The organism is Clostridiales bacterium, assembly GCA_018333995.1.
Taxonomy (GTDB): Bacteria; Actinomycetota; Coriobacteriia; order Anaerosomatales; family SLCP01; genus JAGXSG01.
Window position 1 is genome coordinate 49,340 of record JAGXSG010000002.1, and the last position, 19,322, is coordinate 68,661.

Annotated in this window: 18 protein-coding genes; 1 reads left to right on the plus strand and 17 read right to left on the minus strand. The window is 64.1% G+C overall.

The genetic code is table 11. The annotated features are described in order from the left end of the window. Positions 1-35: 35 nt before the first annotated feature. The 7 genes from KGZ40_00575 to KGZ40_00605 all read right to left on the minus strand — a co-directional run bounded on the left by KGZ40_00575 (position 36) and on the right by KGZ40_00605 (position 7,357). Positions 36-779: an ABC transporter ATP-binding protein gene (locus KGZ40_00575; GenBank protein ID MBS3956017.1), complete on the minus strand. Its 744-nt coding sequence runs from the start codon at positions 777-779 to the stop codon at positions 36-38. Positions 780-820: 41 nt separating this feature from the next. Then, complete coding sequence (locus KGZ40_00580) at positions 821-1,345, minus strand: hypothetical protein (protein MBS3956018.1); 525 nt, start codon at positions 1,343-1,345, stop codon at positions 821-823. Continuing rightward, positions 1,342-2,856, minus strand: coding sequence for a TrkH family potassium uptake protein (locus KGZ40_00585; protein MBS3956019.1), 1,515 nt, complete (start codon positions 2,854-2,856; stop codon positions 1,342-1,344). The genes KGZ40_00580 and KGZ40_00585 overlap by 4 nt, the downstream gene beginning before the upstream one ends. A 224-nt stretch (positions 2,857-3,080) precedes the next feature. Beyond that, on the minus strand, positions 3,081-4,154 hold the full coding sequence (rsgA, locus tag KGZ40_00590; protein MBS3956020.1) for a ribosome small subunit-dependent GTPase A: 1,074 nt from the start codon (positions 4,152-4,154) through the stop codon (positions 3,081-3,083). 32 nt (positions 4,155-4,186) lie between these two features. Beyond that, complete coding sequence (metW, locus tag KGZ40_00595; protein ID MBS3956021.1) at positions 4,187-4,804, minus strand: methionine biosynthesis protein MetW; 618 nt, start codon at positions 4,802-4,804, stop codon at positions 4,187-4,189. Beyond that, entirely contained in the window at positions 4,804-6,009 is a 1,206-nt protein-coding gene (locus tag KGZ40_00600; protein MBS3956022.1) for a homoserine O-acetyltransferase, read from the minus strand. The genes metW and KGZ40_00600 overlap by 1 nt, the downstream gene beginning before the upstream one ends. A 4-nt stretch (positions 6,010-6,013) precedes the next feature. Further along, the gene (locus KGZ40_00605; protein ID MBS3956023.1) at positions 6,014-7,357 is read right to left on the minus strand and encodes an O-acetylhomoserine aminocarboxypropyltransferase/cysteine synthase; all 1,344 of its coding nucleotides are present in this window, start codon (positions 7,355-7,357) and stop codon (positions 6,014-6,016) included. Between the two features lie 336 nt (positions 7,358-7,693). On the opposite strand from KGZ40_00605, the gene KGZ40_00610 reads away from it, so the two are divergent. Continuing rightward, entirely contained in the window at positions 7,694-9,160 is a 1,467-nt protein-coding gene (locus tag KGZ40_00610; GenBank protein MBS3956024.1) for a DUF438 domain-containing protein, read from the plus strand. A gap of 27 nt (positions 9,161-9,187) precedes the next feature. Here KGZ40_00610 and KGZ40_00615 read toward each other — a convergent pair whose 3' ends face one another. The 10 genes from KGZ40_00615 to KGZ40_00660 all read right to left on the minus strand — a co-directional run bounded on the left by KGZ40_00615 (position 9,188) and on the right by KGZ40_00660 (position 19,321). After that, the gene (locus KGZ40_00615) at positions 9,188-10,348 is read right to left on the minus strand and encodes an RtcB family protein (protein ID MBS3956025.1); all 1,161 of its coding nucleotides are present in this window, start codon (positions 10,346-10,348) and stop codon (positions 9,188-9,190) included. 10 nt (positions 10,349-10,358) lie between these two features. After that, positions 10,359-10,811, minus strand: coding sequence for a response regulator (locus KGZ40_00620; GenBank protein MBS3956026.1), 453 nt, complete (start codon positions 10,809-10,811; stop codon positions 10,359-10,361). Between the two features lie 32 nt (positions 10,812-10,843). Further along, a complete protein-coding gene (locus tag KGZ40_00625) occupies positions 10,844-11,212 on the minus strand; it encodes a response regulator (GenBank protein ID MBS3956027.1) in 369 nt (122 codons plus the stop codon). 6 nt (positions 11,213-11,218) lie between these two features. Next, the gene (locus KGZ40_00630) at positions 11,219-13,372 is read right to left on the minus strand and encodes a response regulator (protein MBS3956028.1); all 2,154 of its coding nucleotides are present in this window, start codon (positions 13,370-13,372) and stop codon (positions 11,219-11,221) included. Between the two features lie 75 nt (positions 13,373-13,447). After that, positions 13,448-14,038, minus strand: a complete 591-nt coding sequence (locus tag KGZ40_00635) for an XRE family transcriptional regulator (GenBank protein MBS3956029.1) — start codon at positions 14,036-14,038, stop codon at positions 13,448-13,450. A 73-nt stretch (positions 14,039-14,111) separates the two neighbouring features. Further along, positions 14,112-14,570 (minus strand): Hsp20/alpha crystallin family protein, encoded by a 459-nt coding sequence (locus KGZ40_00640; protein MBS3956030.1) that lies wholly within the window; start codon positions 14,568-14,570, stop codon positions 14,112-14,114. Between the two features lie 87 nt (positions 14,571-14,657). Next, the gene (clpB, locus tag KGZ40_00645; GenBank protein MBS3956031.1) at positions 14,658-17,243 is read right to left on the minus strand and encodes an ATP-dependent chaperone ClpB; all 2,586 of its coding nucleotides are present in this window, start codon (positions 17,241-17,243) and stop codon (positions 14,658-14,660) included. Further along, positions 17,230-17,736: a hypothetical protein gene (locus tag KGZ40_00650; GenBank protein MBS3956032.1), complete on the minus strand. Its 507-nt coding sequence runs from the start codon at positions 17,734-17,736 to the stop codon at positions 17,230-17,232. Before KGZ40_00650 ends, clpB begins: the two co-directional genes overlap by 14 nt. Next, the gene (locus KGZ40_00655) at positions 17,733-18,158 is read right to left on the minus strand and encodes a helix-turn-helix transcriptional regulator (protein ID MBS3956033.1); all 426 of its coding nucleotides are present in this window, start codon (positions 18,156-18,158) and stop codon (positions 17,733-17,735) included. The genes KGZ40_00650 and KGZ40_00655 overlap by 4 nt, the downstream gene beginning before the upstream one ends. Positions 18,159-18,196: 38 nt before the next feature. Beyond that, complete coding sequence (locus KGZ40_00660; protein ID MBS3956034.1) at positions 18,197-19,321, minus strand: J domain-containing protein; 1,125 nt, start codon at positions 19,319-19,321, stop codon at positions 18,197-18,199. Between the last annotated feature and the right edge of the window lies 1 nt (position 19,322).

The window sequence follows — 19,322 nt, forward strand, 5'->3', positions numbered from 1 at the left end:
GCGCCACCGGGGAGCCAGAGCGGCAAGCGGCCCTCTCATGGACCGGAACGCGCGGTCCGTGGGCGGTGCGTCGTCTCCTCGACTATCTCGCCGTCGCTTACCGTGAGTGAACGCCGGACGCGCGAGGCGATATCGGCGTCGTGGGTGACCATGATGATTGTCTTGTGAGCGTCCACCAACTCTTCGAACAGGTGAAACACCGCGTCAGCGGTTTTTGAGTCGAGATTGCCGGTGGGCTCATCGGCAGCCAGGATGGGCGGGTCGTTGGCGAGCGCGCGAGCGATTGCGACGCGCTGTTGCTGACCTCCAGAGAGCGCCGAGGGCAACTTGTAGGCCTGGTCGGTCATCTCGACCTGTTCTAAGAGGCGCATCGCTCGTTCGGGGCGCTCGGCCGGGGAGTGCATCGCGCAGAAGTCCATCGGCAGCATGACGTTTTCTATGGCCGTGAGCGTGGGCAACAGCTGGAAGAACTGAAACACTACGCCGATCGTGCGACCGCGCCACATCGCGAGCTGGTTCTCGTTTAAAGCATGCACAGAAACCCCGTCGATGACCACCTCGCCCGACGTTGGATGGTCGATGCCGGTGATCATGTTGATGAGTGTTGTCTTGCCCGATCCGGACTTTCCCACCAGCCCGATGAACTCGCCGCTACGCACCTCGAGGTCGACACCGCGCAGCGCGGTGAACGGAACCCCTCCGGTGTCGTAGACCTTCACCACACCGCGGAGCGAGACGAGCGGCGTTTCACGGCCGTGGGGTGCATCAGGGACGTTCACGTGCGCAGAAGTCACTCCCTCAAAGGCAGATGCGCCAGACGTCAGATCATCCGGCGGTCGCGGCGCATACGGTACAGCCACCACAATCCGTATGCGAAAACGAGGCCGACTCCGCCGATTACGCCTTTCATCGGCTCGATGTCTTGCGGTCGCGGCTCGCCCCTGGAGATGATCTCAAGTGACGTCGCGTGCACGTCGAACTCGCCGCCGTGCTCCTCGCAGGCGATGTTCACGATACCGGTCACGCGCACGATGTCGCCTGTGTGCCGGTAGTCGCCAAAGTGCTCTATCCTTGCCGCCATCTCATCCGTGACCCAGATGCCGAGACCGACCTCGTCGCCAAGGATGTTCACCCACCTGCCGCCGCCCATCGCTCGCAAGTGCTCGCCTATCGCCTCACCCTCGACCACGATCTCGTGACCGTCGAGCGCGCGGTCTATCTCGACCACCTCGGCAGGGCTGAGTGGGGCATCGAACATGGTGGTCGCCAACGCCGACTGGACGCTACCCAATGTGGCGAGCGCGGCAACAAACGCCAATACACACGCTAACGGCCACCGCATCATCGCGAACGCCACCTCCTCACGTCAAACGCCAAGACCACCTGCGACACGAGCACGAGTACCGCGATAAACTCAAGCCGCCCGGCCCACATCTGAAACATGTACACGAGTTTGAGCCCCGTGGGCATCGTCGCGGACGTAATACCAATCGAAAGTCCCGAGTTCGCCGTTGCGGAGATCGATTCGAACATCGCCTCGGAAGCTCCGTACCCATATGCCGCACCCGCGACACCGCCCACGACGTACGTCACGAGGTAGAGGATGAATACCGTCGCGGCAGCGCCCACCACTTCCGGCTTGAGGACCCTCATGCCGAGATGATGGTAGCGCACCGTCATTGCGGCGCTCTTCGGTGCGATCGCCTGCTTGACGTGAAGAACGATCGATTTAGCGATCACCCCTACGCGCAAAGCCTTGATGCCGCCACCTGTCGACGAGAGCGAGCCCCCTACGGCCATGCCGAGCATGATCGCGATCAATCCCACACCGCTGAAATCATGAATGAACTGGCTCCCGTACACTGTCTGGTGCCCCGCGCTATGTCCCGAGATGACCTGGAACACCCCTTTACGGAAGACCCCATATGCGCTGGTGAAGGTATCCGCGTACGTGAGTCCGATTGCGACAAGCGCCGACCACGCTGTAATGACGAACGCAAGCACGCGAGTCTCGATGTTCTTGCGCAGCTCCCTGCGTGATCCACGCCAGATCTGCGCATGGAGGGCGAAGTTGATCGATCCTGCCATCATGAGAATGAGAGCAAGAGCCTCGATCAGGTAGTGGTGGTAGTACATGAGATTCATCCGCTGCGGCGCGAACCCTCCCGTGTCGAACGCCGCGGCGGCTATCCAGAATCCGTGCAGGAGACTCCTCGCCGGCGACATGCCGATAAACGACATGATCGCGAAGAAGGTTGCCGTACCGAGTGCGACGTAAACCGCGGTAACAACCCAGATGAACCGCGCGGTGTGAACGATGTTGGGAAGAATCCGCTCGTCACGGCCCTCGGCGACGTAGAGTGAGAACGCGCCGCCACGAAGTCCCACCGCGAGCGAGAGGGCGGCGACGACGATCCCCTGTCCTCCGATAAGCTGCATCAGATGCCGCCACATGTTATGGGCGTAGGACATGTGATCGAGGTCGACCGCGACAGTCAGCCCTGAGACCGTCAAACCGCTGATCGCGTCGAAGCACGCGTCGAGGTAGCTCGGATAGTTGTCCGAAAACGCGAGGGGCAGCGCTGCGGCCATAGCGGCGGCGATCCACCCCAGCGCGGTGATTGCGAGCGCGTGCGTGTGATTCATGCGTGAGGGGCGCACCTCGGCGTGCATCAGCGCCATGCCGACGGCGCACGACACTCCAGCTCCCAAGGCGAAATCAAGTGCCGCGTCCCACTCCCGCGCAAGCACTCCCACCACAAGCGGGATGATCATCGCGAGGCCGATACCCGTGACGAGAATCCCAACGAAGTGGAGTATCGTGCGCATGTCCGGGGAGTACAGCCGCACCCACATCGCTGTCGCCTACCGCACCCACGCCACGAACAACACCACGAAGAACATGGCCGCGATGAAGGCGCTCAAAGCCGCAAGTTCGAGTAGCAACCCGCTCAACCAGTGCTGAAGCGGGCTGTGGAAGCGATGTACCCTCATGATCCGCTTTCGCCGCGCGGAACGGTCACGACCTGTTCAGAGTAGCGCACGTGAGGCCGTTGGCGCACGTGGACTCGGTTCCGGCCCTAGCCGCCGCGTCCGTCACGCCTGTGACGGGAGCGGCCTCTGTCTTGCCGCGTCTCAACGTGCGCCGCCTCATCTTTGAGCGCACGGTAGCTCGCCAGGCGTCTCTCGGACAACCTGCCATCCTCGACCGCCTCCCGCAGCGCGCAACCGGGTTCCCGAACGTGACGGCAGTCCGCGAAGCGGCACCGCTCGGCAAGCTGTTCGACGTCAGGAAACGCCGCCGCGATCCCTTCGCCGCCGCTCAGGAGTGCGAGCGCCCTCATCCCCGGCGTGTCGATGAGGATGCTCCCGTCCGCCAGAAAGAACATCTCGCGGGCGACGGTCGTGTGGCGCCCCTTCCCATCCGTTTCGCGCACCGCTGCGGTCTGCTGCACCTCGTCCCCAACCAAACTGTTCACCAGCGTCGATTTCCCAACTCCCGAGGCGCCAAAGAACGCGCCGGATTTGCCCCTTCCAAGGCAAGCCGTGATCGCATCAACGCCCTCTCCCGTAATGGCGCAGGTTACAAGCGTTTCGATACCCAGTGCGACCGCCGAGACCTCGGCGCGCGCAGTCTGAACGTCAGTCGCGAGGTCGGACTTGGTCAACACGACGACCGGCTGCGCGCCGCTCTCCCACGCCAGCACGAGTTCGCGTTCGAGCCGAGCGATGTTGGGCCCTGGACTGAGCGCCTGCACCACGAATGCGACATCGACATTAGCCACCACAACCTGCTCAACCCCTTGCTCACCAGGGTCTTTGCGCGAAAACGCCGAGACGCGCGGTATGATCGCCTCAACTATCGCCAGGTCGTGCCCTTCCGGACGCGCCAGCGCGACCCAGTCGCCGACCACGATCCTCGCGTCACCCAAGTCCCGCAGGTGAGCGGCGGGCTCCGCACGCAGCGGCCCGGTCTCGGTAAGCACCAGCGGCTGTCCTCGATCGACCCGGCTCACGCGACCGGGCACGAAGCCCTTCTCGGCAAGGTGGACGAACAGCTCCTCGAAGTGTCCCGAGAAACCGAGCGCGCTAAGATCACGGGGCGGCTCGGCCCGGGACGCGAGGCCGCCAGGCGCCCCGCTTGCATGTGGCATGATCTTCTCCGGCACATGGGATAGGATACCCGTCACGCCCTCGCCACCAACACCACTGCTGTGTCCGCTCGCAGGTTGGGCCACAGTCGCGCAGAGCGCACGCCACCCACCCGGACATCTGTGATGAGCGGGATTTCGCGCTCTATCGCCCCGCCGTTCCCGGCGACAAAGTCGCGGAAGTCGGTGATCGTCGTGTGATGGATATTGGGCGTGTTGTACCACGTGAACGGTATCGAGCGAGAGACCGGCATGCGGCCCCTCAGGGCAAGGTAACCGCGCACCCGCCAGTGCCCAAAGTTGGGAAACGTCACGACTCCCCGGCGCCCGACTCGAAGCATCTCGCGCAACACGAACGCGGGGCGCCTGACAACCTGCAGTGTCTGGGAGAGCACAACGAAGTCGAATGCGTCGTCACGGTAGCCAGGAAGTCCTTCGTCGAGGTCGATCTGCACCACCGACAGTCCCCGTGCAAGAGCGTTCGCGATGTCTGGCGAACTAAGGTCAACACCGCGCACCGTGCATCCCTTCTCATCGCGAAGGTGCGCCATGAGCGACCCGTCCCCGCAACCCAAATCAAGCACTCGGCTTTCCGGAGGAATCATCTCGCTGATCAGGCGAAGGTCGGACCGGAGCAGCTCTGCCGCGGTCATCAGGCACCACCTCTTCCCTGCGTCTTACGCGCGCGCTCCTCAGCCACGATGCGGGCGAGAAACGGCTCCAAGTAACGTCGCTGCTGCTCTGGCTCGAGCAGAAACGCATCGTGCCCGTACGGGCTTTGAATCTCTGCGAACGAGACTTCCGCATCAGCGGCCTTGAGTGCGTCGACAAGCTCGCGCGCCTGGTACGTGGGGAAGAGCCAGTCGCTTGAAAACGACAGAACGAGCACCCGTGCGCTCATTCCCGCAAGCGCATCGGCCAGCGACGGGTAACCCGCCGAGAGATCAAAATAGTCCATCGCCTTGGTCATGTAGAGATACGTGTTGGCATCGAAGCGCTCGACGAACTTGCGCCCCTGATACGCAAGGTAGCTCTCGACCTCGAACTCCGTGACGAACTCAAACGCGTGCTCCGCGCGATCGCGCAAACGCCGTCCAAACTTGGCGCGCATCGAATCGTCCGAGAGGTACGTGATGTGCCCGATCATGCGCGCGACGGCGAGTCCATGGCTCGGCTGACCGCGTTCATAGTAGTCGCCGTCAGTGAACCCCTGATCGCCAAGAATCGCTGTCCGCCCGACTTCGTTAAACGCTATCGCCTGTGCGGCAAGCCGCCACGTGGTCGCTATCACCGCGACCGAGGCCACCCGGTCAGGGTGCCGTTGCGCCCACCTGAGCGCCTGCATCCCGCCCATCGAACCGCCCACGACACACGCGAGCCGCTCTATGCCAAGCGAATTGAGGAGCGCCGCTTGGACGTCAACCATGTCTTCGATCGTGACGAGCGGGAAACGCAGGCCGTACGGCGAATTGGTGGCGGGATCCGTCGAACCCGGCCCAGTGGTGCCTGAGCACCCTCCGAGAACATTCGCGCAGATCACGAAGTACCGCTCCGTGTCGATCGCCTTGCCGGGGCCAACAACCGGTTCCCACCAGCCCGGACGCACCTCGCCGAAGCGGTCCGGACCGTTCGCGACGTGAGCGTCACCGGAAAGCGCGTGACACACCAAGACGGCATTCGCTCTCATCTCGTCAAGCGTGCCAAATGTCTCATACGCCACCGCCACGTGTTCGAGCCGATGGCCGGATACGAGATCAAAACCGCCGGAAAGCTCGATTATGCGCGGACCTGACGCGGGCGGCTCAGACGCGTGCGCCGACGCACCCCCGCCGCCCACGGCACGCTCATCCCGGATCACGGCGCTACACCCGCTCCAGCGCTTGCTCGAGATCGGCGATGATGTCGCCGATGTCCTCGATGCCCACCGAGAGGCGCACGAACTCCTCCGAAATGCCCGCGCGCTCGAGCTGCTCGGCAGACAGCTGGCTGTGCGTGGTCGTGGCCGGGTGGATGATGAGCGACTTCGCGTCACCCACGTTGGCGAGGTGGCTGAACAGCTCAACGCCGTCGATAAGCGCGCGGCCTGCCGCTTTGCCGCCTTTGACGCCGAACACCACGATGCCGCCGTAGCCGTTCTCCAAGTAGCGGTCGACGTTCACCTTGCTCGGATGGGTGTCGAGGCCTGGGTAGGTGACCCACTCCACCTTGGGGTGCGCTTCGAGGTAGCGCGCGACGGCAAGGGCGTTGTCAGAGTGGCGTTGTACCCTCAGCGACAACGTCTCGATGCCGAGGAGGAACTGCTGTGAGTTGAACGGGGAGAGCGAGGCGCCCAAGTCGCGCTGGAGTTGCACGCGCGCCTTGATGCCGAACGCGACATTGCCGAGACCGGGAAAGTCACCGAACACATCCCAGAACTTGAGCCCGTGGTAGCTCGGGTCGGGCTCGGTGAACCACGGGTGGCGTCCGCCGCCCCAATCGAAGTTGCCGCCGTCGACGAGGATGCCGCCAATCGAGGTGCCGTGCCCGCCGAGCCACTTGGTGAGTGAGTGGATGACGACCGCTGCGCCATGCTCGATAGGTCGGCTAAGGTACGGGGTCGCAAACGTGTTGTCGACGAAGAGCGGGATGTTGAGCGCGCGCCCCGCCTCGGCCAGTCCTGCGATGTCGGGGACATCGAGGCGCGGGTTGCCGATCGTCTCGACGAACCACGCCTTGGTAGTCGGATCGCTCGCCTCGGCGAACCCGTCGGTGTCCGCGGTGTCCACGAAGCGTACGTCGATGCCGAGCTTACGGAACGTGTGCAGGAAGATGTTCCACGTGCCGCCGTAGAGCGACGTCGAGCTCACGATCGAATCGCCCGCACCGGCGACGTTTAGCAGCGCGATCACCTCGGCCGAGTGGCCCGAGGCGGTGGCGAGCGCCGCCGTGCCGCCCTCAAGCGCGGCGACGCGCTGCTCAAGCACGTCGTTGGTGGGGTTCATGATGCGCGAGTAGATGTTGCCGAATTCGCGCAGGCCGAAGAGGTCGGCGGCATGATCGGTGTCGCGGAAGTTGTAGGCGACGGTCTGGTAGATCGGAACCGCGCGCGACCCGGTCGTAGGGTCCGGCGTGGCGCCGGCATGGATGGCACGCGTGTCGAATCCGGGGGTACGAGGGGCGGTGGCGTCGGGCGTGGAGCCCGTCTCAGATGCGGTGTGCTCGCTCATGGTCGTCTCACTCTCGTGTCGTATTCGCTGAGGATAGATGTACCCGACCTAGCGTCCGGCCGGGTGGCCGAGGCGCCCAGACCCGTCGCATGCACGACAAGACCCGGGCTGGGCCATCAACTCCATCATCATCGCGAACACGGTGACGTGAACCATGGTTGTAGCTTCCGCACCTCCTTGCGCAACTCGTAGTGATTCAGTGAATCCTGCCACCGCCTCGGGTTCTCGTCAAGCTCACGCAAACCTGCACAGGCATTCGTCGCTACAGTACACTCGGAGGGTACCGCTTCATCGGACCGCGCTCGGTGCCCACGATTTTGCCCCGAGAGGAGCCTCATGCGGATCACACGCGAAACCAAACTTCACGGCCTGCTCGAAACCTACCCCTTCCTCCTCGAGTACCTCGCCGGACTCAAGCCGGAGTTCGCAAAGCTCAAGAACCCCGTTCTCCGCAACACTGTCGCACGCGTCGCGACCTTATCGGCCGTCGCGGAGATGGGCGGCATGAGCGTGGACGATCTCATTGAGTCGATCTCGAGCCAAATCACTCTCCATGCAATCCACGAGGAGGATGCCGCATCCGCGGCAACCCCGCTCGACGAAGCGTCACGTGCGCGCCGTCAGGAGGCGCTCAAAGAGATCATCCGCAAGCTTCACGATGGCGCGTCTGTCGATGAGGTCAAGGCCGAGTTCGAAGCACTCACCGCCGAGATCGACGCGGTCGAGATTGCCGCGATGGAACAAGCGCTCATCGCGGAAGGGATGCCCGTCGAGGAGGTCCAGCGGCTTTGCGACGTCCATGTGAGCGTCTTTCGCGCGGCGCTAGAATCGAGCCAGTCGGAAGAAGACCTCGCCGTGGCACCGGGCCATCCGGTCGACACGTACCGCCGGGAAAACGCGGCCGCCGGCGAGATCGTCGCTGAGCTGCGCTGCGCTGTAGAGGAACTCGGGCCCTCGCTCGCCGAGGATCCGGAGGCGGCGCTAGGCGCGCTCGAATCAGGACTCACTCGCCTGCTCGACGGGCTCGCCACACACTACGCGCGCAAGGAAAACCAGCTGTTCCCGATGCTCGAGCACCACGGCATCGAAGGTCCCACCAAAGTGATGTGGGCGCTCGATGACGACATCCGTTCCCGCATCAAGACAGATCTCGCCGCCGTGCGTGCGGGAGATACGGGAGCGCTCGCAAACTCGCTCCCGGAAACGCTCGGCATGGTCGAGGACATGATCTACAAGGAAGAGAAGATCCTCTTTCCCACGGCGCTTGCGGCACTCAACGAGGCCGAGTGGGAGGCAATGGCCACCGGCGAGGCCGAGATCGGCTTCGCATGGATCGAGCCGCCGGTAAACGCCGCGCACCCTGGAGCGGGCGTGGCCGCGCACAGCGGGACCGCCGGGGCGGCGGCGCTCCCCCTCACCACCGGCGCGCTTACGCTCGAGCAGATCGACCTCATGGTGCGCGCGCTCCCGTTCGACGTCACGTACGTCGACGAGCACGACCGCGTACGCTTCTACTCGGAAGGTGACCGGGTCTTCCCGCGCTCGCCCGCGGTCATCGGTCGGGAGGTGAAGAACTGCCATCCGCCCGGAAGTGTTGCTGTCGTCGAGCGCATCCTCGACGATTTCAAAACTGGGTCGAAGGATCTCGCCGAGTTCTGGATCGAACTCAATGGTGTCTTCATTCACATCCGCTACTATGCCCTCCGCGATCTTGACGGCACATATCGCGGCTGCCTCGAGGTTGTGCAAGACGCGACGTGCGTGCGCTCGCTCAAGGGGGAAAAGCGTCTGCTCGACTGGTAAGCGTGGCTGTGCCCGCCACCAGAGCACTCACCCCTTGACCACCCCGATCGGTCGCAAGCGCACGAGTGGCTCGACCAAGTCGCGCTGGTGACGCATCACGTCTTCGATGTCCTTGTAGGCGGCCGGGGCCTCCTCGGCCACGTCGTGCTTCTTCGCCTTGAAGAGGCGGATGTTTCGCTCTCGCAGGTCGGCGAGCACCTTCTCGCGCGGGAACGCCCGCTTCGCCGCCTTGCGCCCCATCGCCCGGCCCGCCCCGTGACTGCACGACTCGAACGACTCGGGATTCGCGAGCCCGCGGCAGACGTAGCTCGCCGTGCCCATCGAGCCGGGCACGAGCACGGTCCCCACCGCGTGCACCGCACCTTTGCGGTGCACGATGACGCTCTCGCCGAAGTGCTCTTCGGCGGCCGCGTAGTTGTGGTGGACGTCGACCTCACCGGTCGCCTCCAAGCCCGGGAACTTCCGCTCGATCGCGCGCCGGACAGCCCCGGCCATGAGGCGCCGGTTCTCGCGCGCGAATCGCAGGCAGAACCCCATCACCTCGAGGTACTCGCGCCCGGCCTCGGAGTCTGCCGCGAGGTGCGCGAGTCCCCACTCCGGCGGCACGGGCGAGCCCGACGCGCGGTTCTCGGCCTTGGCGACGGCGTCGTAGTGCTCGGCCATCTGCTTGCCGAGGTTCCGGCTGCCCGAGTGCACCATCGCCCACACCGTATCGTCGGGATCGACCTGCAACTCGATGAAGTGGTTACCGCCGCCGAGCGTGCCGACCTGCCGCACGGCCTTGTCGACCTCGGCGCGCAGCGGAGCGATGCCGGGCACGTCGTCGAAGAGCGACGTGCGGTCTGTCTGCGGCGAGCGGTGCCACTCGAACCCGGTGGGCACGGAGCGCTGGATGTCGTTCAAGATGCCGTCACGGGCCGAGGCGAACTCGCGATGCGCGATCCCCGTCGACCACGCCCTCACGCCGCACCCGATGTCGAGGCCGACCGCGTGCGGGATCACCTGGCCGAGCGCCGCGAGCACCCCTCCGATAGGCATTCCGTACCCGACGTGCGCGTCGGGCATGAGCGCCACGTGCCGATGCGCGAACGGCAGCTGTGCGAGGTTGCGCGCCTGGGCGAGCGTGGGATCGTCGAGGTCGGCGCCCCAGACCTTGACCGGCACCCCGGATGTCGGGATCTCGTACACGGTTGACCAGCTACTCGTGCTCCCTGTGCATGATCGTGACCATCATGCGCAATCTGCTCAGTTGCGACTGGCGGCGGCGCGCGCGCTCCGCCGCGTTCGCCGGGTCGAGCATCGTCTCGACCTGATCGGCCAGTTCCTTGGGCGAAAACGGCTTGGTCATGTACTCGGCTTCGCCCATCTCGACCGTGTCAAGCTGACTCGCGAACTCGCCGATCGCCGAGAGGAACAGCACTGGTATATCCTTCGTGCCCGGATCGGCGGAAAGCCTCCTGTAGACGTCCCGGCCGTCCAGCCCGGGCATCATGATGTCGAGCACGATGAGATCGGGCTTCTCCGACTTCACGATCGCCAGCGCTTCGACACCAGAGTGCGCTCCTGTGACCTCATGTCCGCGCGCAGTGAGCGTCGCGCTCACCAACCGAACGATAGACGGCTCGTCATCGACGGACAGTATCTTCGCCATGTCGACCGCACTCCTTCCGTTCGTGTAACACCTCAGGGCCCATCAAGGAACCGGGAAACCTGTTCGACAAGTTCTCTCGGCGTGAACGGCTTGCAGATATAGCAGACCGCTCCGCAATCGATGCCCTTCTCCCGCTCGTAGAGCTGGCTTTTGGCCGATAGCATGATGACCGGTATGTCAGCTGTGGCAGGCTCAGCCTTAAGGCGCTCGACCGTCTCGTAGCCAGTCATGACCGGCATCATCACATCCATGAGGATGAGGTCGGGCGCCTCATCGCGCGCCGCGCTTATGGCCGAGATCCCGTCTGTCACCGCAACTGTCTCGTGCCCCGCTTTTTCGAGCGAAAAGCATATGAGTTTCACGATGTGGGGCTCGTCATCGACGATCAGGATGCGCGCCACCGCCAATCACCCCTCCTCGGCGAGTAGTGACTCGACGCGTTGGGCAAGTTCTTCTGCCGAGAAGGGCTTGGGCACCTGTCCGGCCGCCATGTCAATGACGCCGATGCGCGAATGGTCGATCCGGTGGGCGGTCATCACGACGATGGGTATGTCAGACAGCCCCGGATCCGTCTTGATCTCCTGGATGACCTGGTAGCCGTCCATCTCGGGCATCTTCAGGTCGAGCAGCACGAGATCGGGACGTGAGCGGGCGATCGCCGCCATCGCTTCCTTGCCGTCGTACGCCGGCATCACCGCGAAACCCTTAGCCTTAAGCACCCGGCTGATCGAATCGACGATGTCGCGGTCATCGTCGGCGACGAGCACGAGCGGGGAGGCGACGGAGCCCACAAGGCCGTCGATCACGCTCACCAGACGCCTCTGATCGACAGGCTTCTCCAGATAGTTCGCCGCGCCAAGACGCATGCTCTTGCCTTCGTCGCAGACCACTGAGAGCACGAGCACCGGGATATCGGCGGTCTCGGGATCGTTCTTGAGCCGCTGGAGCAAATCGAACCCGTCACCGTCATCGAGCATCACGTCGAGGGTAATCGCGCGCGGAAGGTGTCTTACGGCAAGCTCCGCCGCGGCCTGGGCGGTGTGGGCGATGAGCACATCGTACCCTCGCTTGGTCAGGTAGGTCTCGATGAGGCTCGCGACACAGGGGTCACGGTCTACGACGAGCACGGTCCCTCCGGTCACGTCGGGTCCTTCGACGGCAGGAGTGCGCACAAGGCGTGACGAAGCCACCGGCAACGAGAAGGCGAACGTGCTTCCCTCGCCGAGCACGCTTTCCACCCACACGCTCCCGCCGAGCAGCTCAACGATGCTCTTGCAGATCGAAAGCCCCAAACCCGTACCGCCGATGTCGCGGGTGAGCGAGGAGTCGACACGATAGAACTTAGTGAAGAGCTGCGCTTGGTCTTCCGGCTTGATACCGATGCCTGCATCCGTCACGTCCACGACTATCATCTCCCCGTCGTGTCGCGCCTTGATCGTCGCCCGGCCGCCGCCGGGCGAGTATTTGATCGCGTTGCTGACGAGATTCATGAGCACCTGGCCGACCCGGTCACGGTCACCAGCGGCGCGCGGGAGACCGTCTGCCACCTCACACACGAGTTCGACGCCGGACTTCTCGGCCATGGTCTTGAAGGTCTCGGCTGTGCTCATGATGAGGTCGGGGATCTCGATTGGCTCCACCTTGAGGTGGATTCGTCCAGATTCGATGCGCGAGATGTCGAGCATGTCGTTGATCAAGCTGACGAGACGGTCGGAGTTCTCCTGTACGATCTCTAGAAACTCGCGCTGAACTTCGTTGATCTCGCCTGCTTCACCGTCGACAATGAGGTCGACGTAGCCTTTGATGGATGTCAGCGGCGTGCGAAGCTCGTGGGAGACAGTGGAGACGAACTCGTTTTTCATGGTCGCCATCTCGCGCTCTGCTGTGATATCGCGCATGGTGGAGACCGTGCCGATCACCGCGCCTCCCCGATCAAGCACCGGATTGGTGCGAATCTGCACGACCCTGTGATCCGGTTCGGAAAGCGTACCCTCCCAGACCGCATCGATCGGCTCCGCACCGTGCGGTGACGGCTCTACCCCGAGAATCTCGGCCACGGTCACCATCTCGCCGAGAAACCCGTCGAGCCGCGGACCGCACATCTCCCGCGCCGACGGGTTGAAGAACGTCAGGCGCCCATCAGGCGCGAAGACAAACACTCCGTCGCCGGTAGCCGCGAGTATCGCCTCTGCACGCTCAAGTTCGTCAGCGGCCCCCGTCTCATCGCGCATGACCACGGCCACACTGTCGCCTCCCGGACAGTCGGGATCGGCGAAAGGAACAAGCGTGCATGAAATGTCACGCCCCTGCGCCGCCACGGTGGACCGCGCTCGCGCGCCTCCCTCAAGGCGCGCCTCCTCGAGAGCGGCGGTAAGACCCTGCACGCCGAGCAGGCCAACGCCGCCGTACATCACAGCCACGCGTTCCACTCCGAGCAGGGATTCCGCCGCCTCGTTCAAGATCCGGATGCGGTCTTGAGCGTCAACGATGAGCAACCCTTCGCGCGAGGTGGCCAGGAGCGTGCGAACTCGTACGTCGCGCCTGCGCTCTTCGTTCGTCACCGCACCCCCGTACGCCGGACATCGCTACCTGGGTACTTCGTCACATGTACCGCATACCCTGTTCGCCGACGTTCCTCACGTGCGCGCCGCGTCGGTCTCGTTTGCCCAGATCCGCACCGATTCCGCCTCGATCTCCGGTCTCATCTGCGGAGTTATCGAGGAGAGTGGCCCCGCCTGAACCCGCCTGCCGAGAATGCCCTGCAGGTAGATCTCCGAGTCGATCATGGCGGTAATTGTGGGCCGGGCGAGTTCGACGATGAGTCCCACAAAACACGTATCGTCCTGTTCGCCACGGGCAAACGTGCCAAACACATCGATGGTTCTCACTCCGTACCGCTCCGACAACACCGTGCCGTGCGCCCGCACGCGAGCCGCAATGTCATCGAGCGACCGGACGGGGCCGTCACCCAGACCGGCCACGCCGCGACCGGTCTGGGTGATTCCCCCTGAATCTCTATCTGCCGGTGACCCGACACGTCCGCCCACACCAAGCACATCAGCCACCCGGCTGAGCCGCTCAAGTGACGCGGTCCGATACTCGCACGCCTCCCAGCGAGCGATCTGTTGCTGCACCACTCCAAGCCGCTCGCCGAGCTCGCGCTGGGAAAGACCGCGCGCGGTGCGCGCCCTCACAAGTAGCGGCCCGATGTCGAGAAGTCCTCCCACGGTAGAGATACTACCCGGGTGATGTCGCGAAACACAACATCTGCGTTGTTAGCACCGCGTCTGTGCTCGCGAGCTACTCGCCGCTTCCGATCGCGATCTTGGTGGTCTTCGGCCTTGCCGCCTCAAGCGCCTTGGGCACGTGCACCTCGAGGATGCCGTCAACATACTCGGCCTTGATGTCTTCGGCCGAAACACCTTCCGGCAAGACCATCGAGCGCTCGAAGGTGCCGTGACTCGACTCGCGGATGAGCCAGCCCTCGCCCTCTCGCTCATCTTCTGCCTTGCGCTCGCCCTTGATGGTGAGCACGCCATCAGTGACCTCGATGTCGACCGCGGCCGGATCGATGCCCGGTAGCTCGGCGCGCACCACGATGTCATCGCCCTTGGACTTCACATCAATCTTGGGCATCCACGCGACGGTCGAAGCGGTCTCGCCCCGGCCCTCGGCACTGCCGATCCGCGAGAAGATGCGGTCCATATCCCGCTGCATGCGCAGCATCTCTCCGAACGGGTCCCAACGCATGATCGCCATGGTCACATCACCTCCGTTGTGTCCCGGCCCGCCGACGTCATGGCGAACGAGCGGCGTGCCGTCGGTCGCACCTACGCGAGTGCGCCCTTACCTCAGCCCGATCTCCCCCTCGATCACGTCGACCGTGACGGTCGCTCCATCGAGTACCTTACCCTCGATGAGAGCTTTCGCAACGCGGTCGACGACCTCCCGCTGGATGACACGCTTGAGCGGCCGCGCGCCGAAGACGGGATCGAACCCGTCGAGCACGATTCGCTCCACCGCCGCCGGTGCGATCTCGAGTTCCACACCCCGCTCGACAAGGCGCTCGCGCACCTTGGCGAGCTGGATCTCGACGATGTCTGCGATCTGCTCCATGGAAAGCGAGTGGAAGAGTACTATGTCGTCGATACGGTTGAGGAACTCTGGTCTAAAGGTCTGACGGAGCGCCTCTTCTACCGCGTTTTTCATCGTCGCTTCATCGGTGCCCGCACGCGCGAACTCCTGGATGAAGTGTGAGCCCACGTTGCTCGTCATGATGATGACTGTGTTCTTAAAGCTCACAACACGGCCTTGCCCGTCGGTGAGTCGACCGTCGTCAAGCACCTGGAGCAGCACGTTGAACACATCCGGATGCGCTTTTTCGATCTCATCGAAGAGCAGCACGCTGTAGGGCCGTCTGCGTACCGCCTCGGTGAGCTGTCCGCCCTCCTCGTATCCCACGTAGCCGGGAGGCGCGCCGATTAGCCGCTGTACGCTGAACTTCTCCATGTACTCGCTCATGTCGATGCGCACCATGGAGCGTTCGTCATCGAACATGAACTCGGCGAGCGCGCGGGCGAGCTCGGTCTTACCCACGCCAGTGGGACCCATGAAGATGAACGAGCCGATGGGGCGGTTTGGGTCGGAAAGTCCGGCGCGTGACCGGCGTATCGCCGCGGAAACCGCCGCGACCGCCTCGTCCTGGCCCACGACCCGCTCGTGCAGATGCTCCTCGAGCTGCACGAGCTTGGCCATCTCACCCTGCATGAGGCGGGAGACCGGCACCCCCGTCCATGCCGAGACCACCTCAGCGATCTCCTCGTCAGTGACCTCCTCTTTGAGCATCGCCGATCCTTCGTGCAGCTCACGCAGGCGCTCGTCTGCCCCGGCAAGCGCGCGCTCGAGCTCGGGCGTGCGGCCGTACTTGATCTCGGCTGCCCGCTGCAAATCCCCTTCGCGCTCGGCTCGCTCGGCATCTGACTTCGCCTCGTCGAGTTCAGCTTTCAGCCGCTGGACCTCGCCGATGACGCTCTTCTCGGAGTCCCACCGCGCTTTGAGGCCGGAGAGTTTCTCGGTAAGCGAGGCCATCTCGGCCCGGAGCGCCTCTAAGCGCTCAGCGCTCGCGGCATCTGTTTCCTTGGTGAGCGCGGCCTCTTCAATCCGCAACTGCCTAAGCTGCCTGTCAACCGCGTCGATCTCGGTGGGCATCGAGTCGATCTCTATGCGCAGACGCGACGCGGCCTCATCGACAAGATCGATAGCCTTGTCGGGCAGGAAGCGGTCCGCGATGTAGCGGTCCGAAAGCGTGGCCGCGGCCACGATGGCGCCATCGGTTATGCGCACCCCGTGATGCACTTCGTACTTCTCTTTGAGGCCTCGCAAGATAGCGATCGTGTCTTCCAGGGTCGGCTCGCCCACAAACACCGGTTGAAAACGCCGCTCGAGCGCCGCGTCCTTCTCGATATGCTTCCGGTACTCGTCAAGCGTCGTCGCGCCGATCGCGTGCAGCTCGCCTCGCGCGAGCGCGGGCTTGAGCATGTTGCTCGCGTCCATCGCGCCCTCAGCCGCGCCCGCTCCCACGATCGTGTGGAGCTCATCGATGAACAGGACAAGACGTCCCTCGGCCTGCTCGATCTCGCGCAACACCGCTTTCAGGCGGTCCTCGAACTCGCCGCGGTACTTCGCGCCTGCGACCATCGCCCCCAAATCAAGCACGACCACATCCTTGTCGCGCAGGCTGCTTGGTACGTCACCTGCGACGATGCGTTGCGCGAGCCCCTCGACTATCGCGGTCTTGCCGGTTCCCGGTTCGCCGATGAGCACCGGATTGTTCTTGGTGCGCCGCGAAAGCACCTGGATGACTCGGCGAATCTCCTCGGCGCGGCCAATGACCGGGTCGAGTTTGCCGTCGCGTGCCTTCGCGGTGAGGTTCTGGCTGTAGCGCTCAAGTGCCTGAAACTGCGCCTCGGCGTTAGAATCGGTCACGCGCGAGCCGGCGCGTAGCTCCGCGACCGCGTCGAGCAGCCGAGCGGAAGTGACCCCCGCAGCCGCAAGTACGCGGCCCGCCTCGCCCGCGTCCTCGGCGAGCGCGATGGCGAGATGCTCCGTGGAAACGTAGGCGTCTTTGAGCTTCTCGGCATGCTTTGACGCCGAGGAGAGCACGGTGCTCAAGCGAGGCCCCACGCCCGCTTGCGCAAGTCCAGCACCGCTCACCTTGGGAGCACGTTCAATCGCCGAGGCCACCTCCGCGCTAAGCGCACCGGCATTGGCCCCCACCTTCTCGATAATGGGGCGGACGATGCCCTCGGCAGCGTCGAGCAACGCTTTGAGCAGGTGTTCCGGCTCAATGACCTGCGAAGCCGCGTCCTCTGCCATGCCGTGAGCGGCCTGGAGCGCCTCTTGCGCCTTGATCGTCAACTTATCGAGTCTCATCGTCTACTCCCCGCTCGCCTCCCGCACGAACCCACACGCCGTCTCGCAGTTCGAAGCGAAACTCCGTCGCATCCGTATTCTCAAACGCGCCGCGCATGACTATCACATCCCGATTCATCCCCTCGTACTCAACAAACAGATCTCTGCCCATCACTGGCGCGGTACCCGCGGATGTGAGCTCGTCGACAAGCCTGTACACGAGCGAGGTGGGCACCTCGCTGGATCCCGCCCTGTCTTCGCCGGGTTCCGCCTGCACCTCGCTGGCTCCTGGACCGCCGTCCGGCACTTCCCGCTCACCACTAGCAGGCACGCCACCGTCCTGCCCCGCTCCTACGCCGCCGTCCGAGCCAGACTCCCCGGTACGCGATGGCTCCAACCGATCAACCCAGCGCTCTGCGCCAAATAGACCGATCCAAGCAGTAGCCGCAACGGCTGCGAGCAACACCGCCGCCGAGGCGACCACAAACCAACCCAAACCTCGTCTCCGGCTCATCGCTCCTCCCTCAAAGCGAGTGAGCCGCGGCGGACTACGACGATGCTCGTCGTGGGTCCGGTTCGTGATTCCGCGTGGCGCGCGAACTCCTCGGCATGACGGCGCGCCGATTCCAGCTCAATGCGAATCGCCTCGACCTGCCGCTCAAGCTCGATGATCCTCACCACACCCGCGAGGTTGATGCCCTCGACTTGCGTGAGCTGCTGAATCACCCGCAATCGCTCGATGTCAGCTTCGGAGTACAGGCGGGTGTTCCCGGCCGAGCGTTGTGGCCTCACAAGCCGTTTTCGCTCGTAGATGCGAAGCGTCTGCGGATGAACGCCCGCGAGCTCAGCCGCGACGCTGATCATGTAGAGTGGTCGCTCGCTGCCGCCGCACTCTCTGGTCGCCACTTTATCCTCCTTGGGCCGCCCACCGCGCATGGCCTCGGTAGCGGTCCTTTACTGGTCGTGCCACACCTCTAGACAAGGTGCGAACGTACGTCCTCTGATCGGGAAGACTCGAATCGCCTCAGCAACTCTTTTTGCTCCGCCGTGAGTGCAGTGGGGATCAGCACCTTCATCTTCACCTTCAGATCGCCGTGTCCCGCTCCCGTAAGCCGTGGTGCGCCCTTCCCCTTGAGACGGTGGACCGCACCGTCACTCGTCCCGGGCGCGATCTTGAGCTTGACTTTCCCGCCCCCGGGTACCGGGATCGTGATCTGGGCGCCGAGCGCGGCCTCGGTGATGGTGATTGGCAACTCCATGATCACGTCGGCACCGTCCCGCGTTAAATACGGGTGCCGCTCGATGTGTGTCACCACGTACAGGTCGCCCGCCGGCGCCCCGGCCTCACCGGGGTCCCCCTTCCCCTTGAATCTGAGTTTGCCACCGTCAGTCACGCCAGGCGGCACATTCACGGTGACCGGTTTGACGCGCACCCCCCGCCCAGCGCCCTTGCACGCTGTGCACGGACTCTCGATGACCGTGCCCTTACCCCGGCAGCGTGGACACGGGCGGGAGAAAGCGAACATGCCCTGACCCTCGCTCACGTGGCCGCTTCCGCCACATGTGGAGCACGTGGTCGGCGATGTCCCCGGCTTTGCACCAGAACCCTTGCAGACCGCACACGTCTCGGCCCGCTGGACATCGACCCTCGTCGACACACCCGTAAGAGCCTCATCAAAGCCGAGAGTCACTTCATACGTGAGGTCGCGGCCCCGGTGCACACCAGACGCACGTCCCGTGCCTCCGGCGAAACCCCCCGCCTCAGAACGGCCGCCACCGAAAATGTCGCCAAACAGATCGCCAAGATCGACTTGCTGGTAGTTAAATCCGCCGCCACCCGGCCAGCCACCAGCTCCACCGGGGCCGCCCGGCGGAGCACCCGACCCTCCAAAATACGCGCCGTACTGATCGTACTGCGAACGCTTCTCTGCGTCCGAGAGCACCTCGTAGGCCTCGTTGAGCTCCTTGAATTTCTCTTCGGAGCCGCCAGTGTCAGGGTGGTGCTTCCGTGCCAGGCGGCGAAACGCCTTCTTGACCTCTTCGGCCGAGGCATCCTTTTTCACGCCGAGTATGTCGTAGTAGTTCTTGGTCGCTGGCATG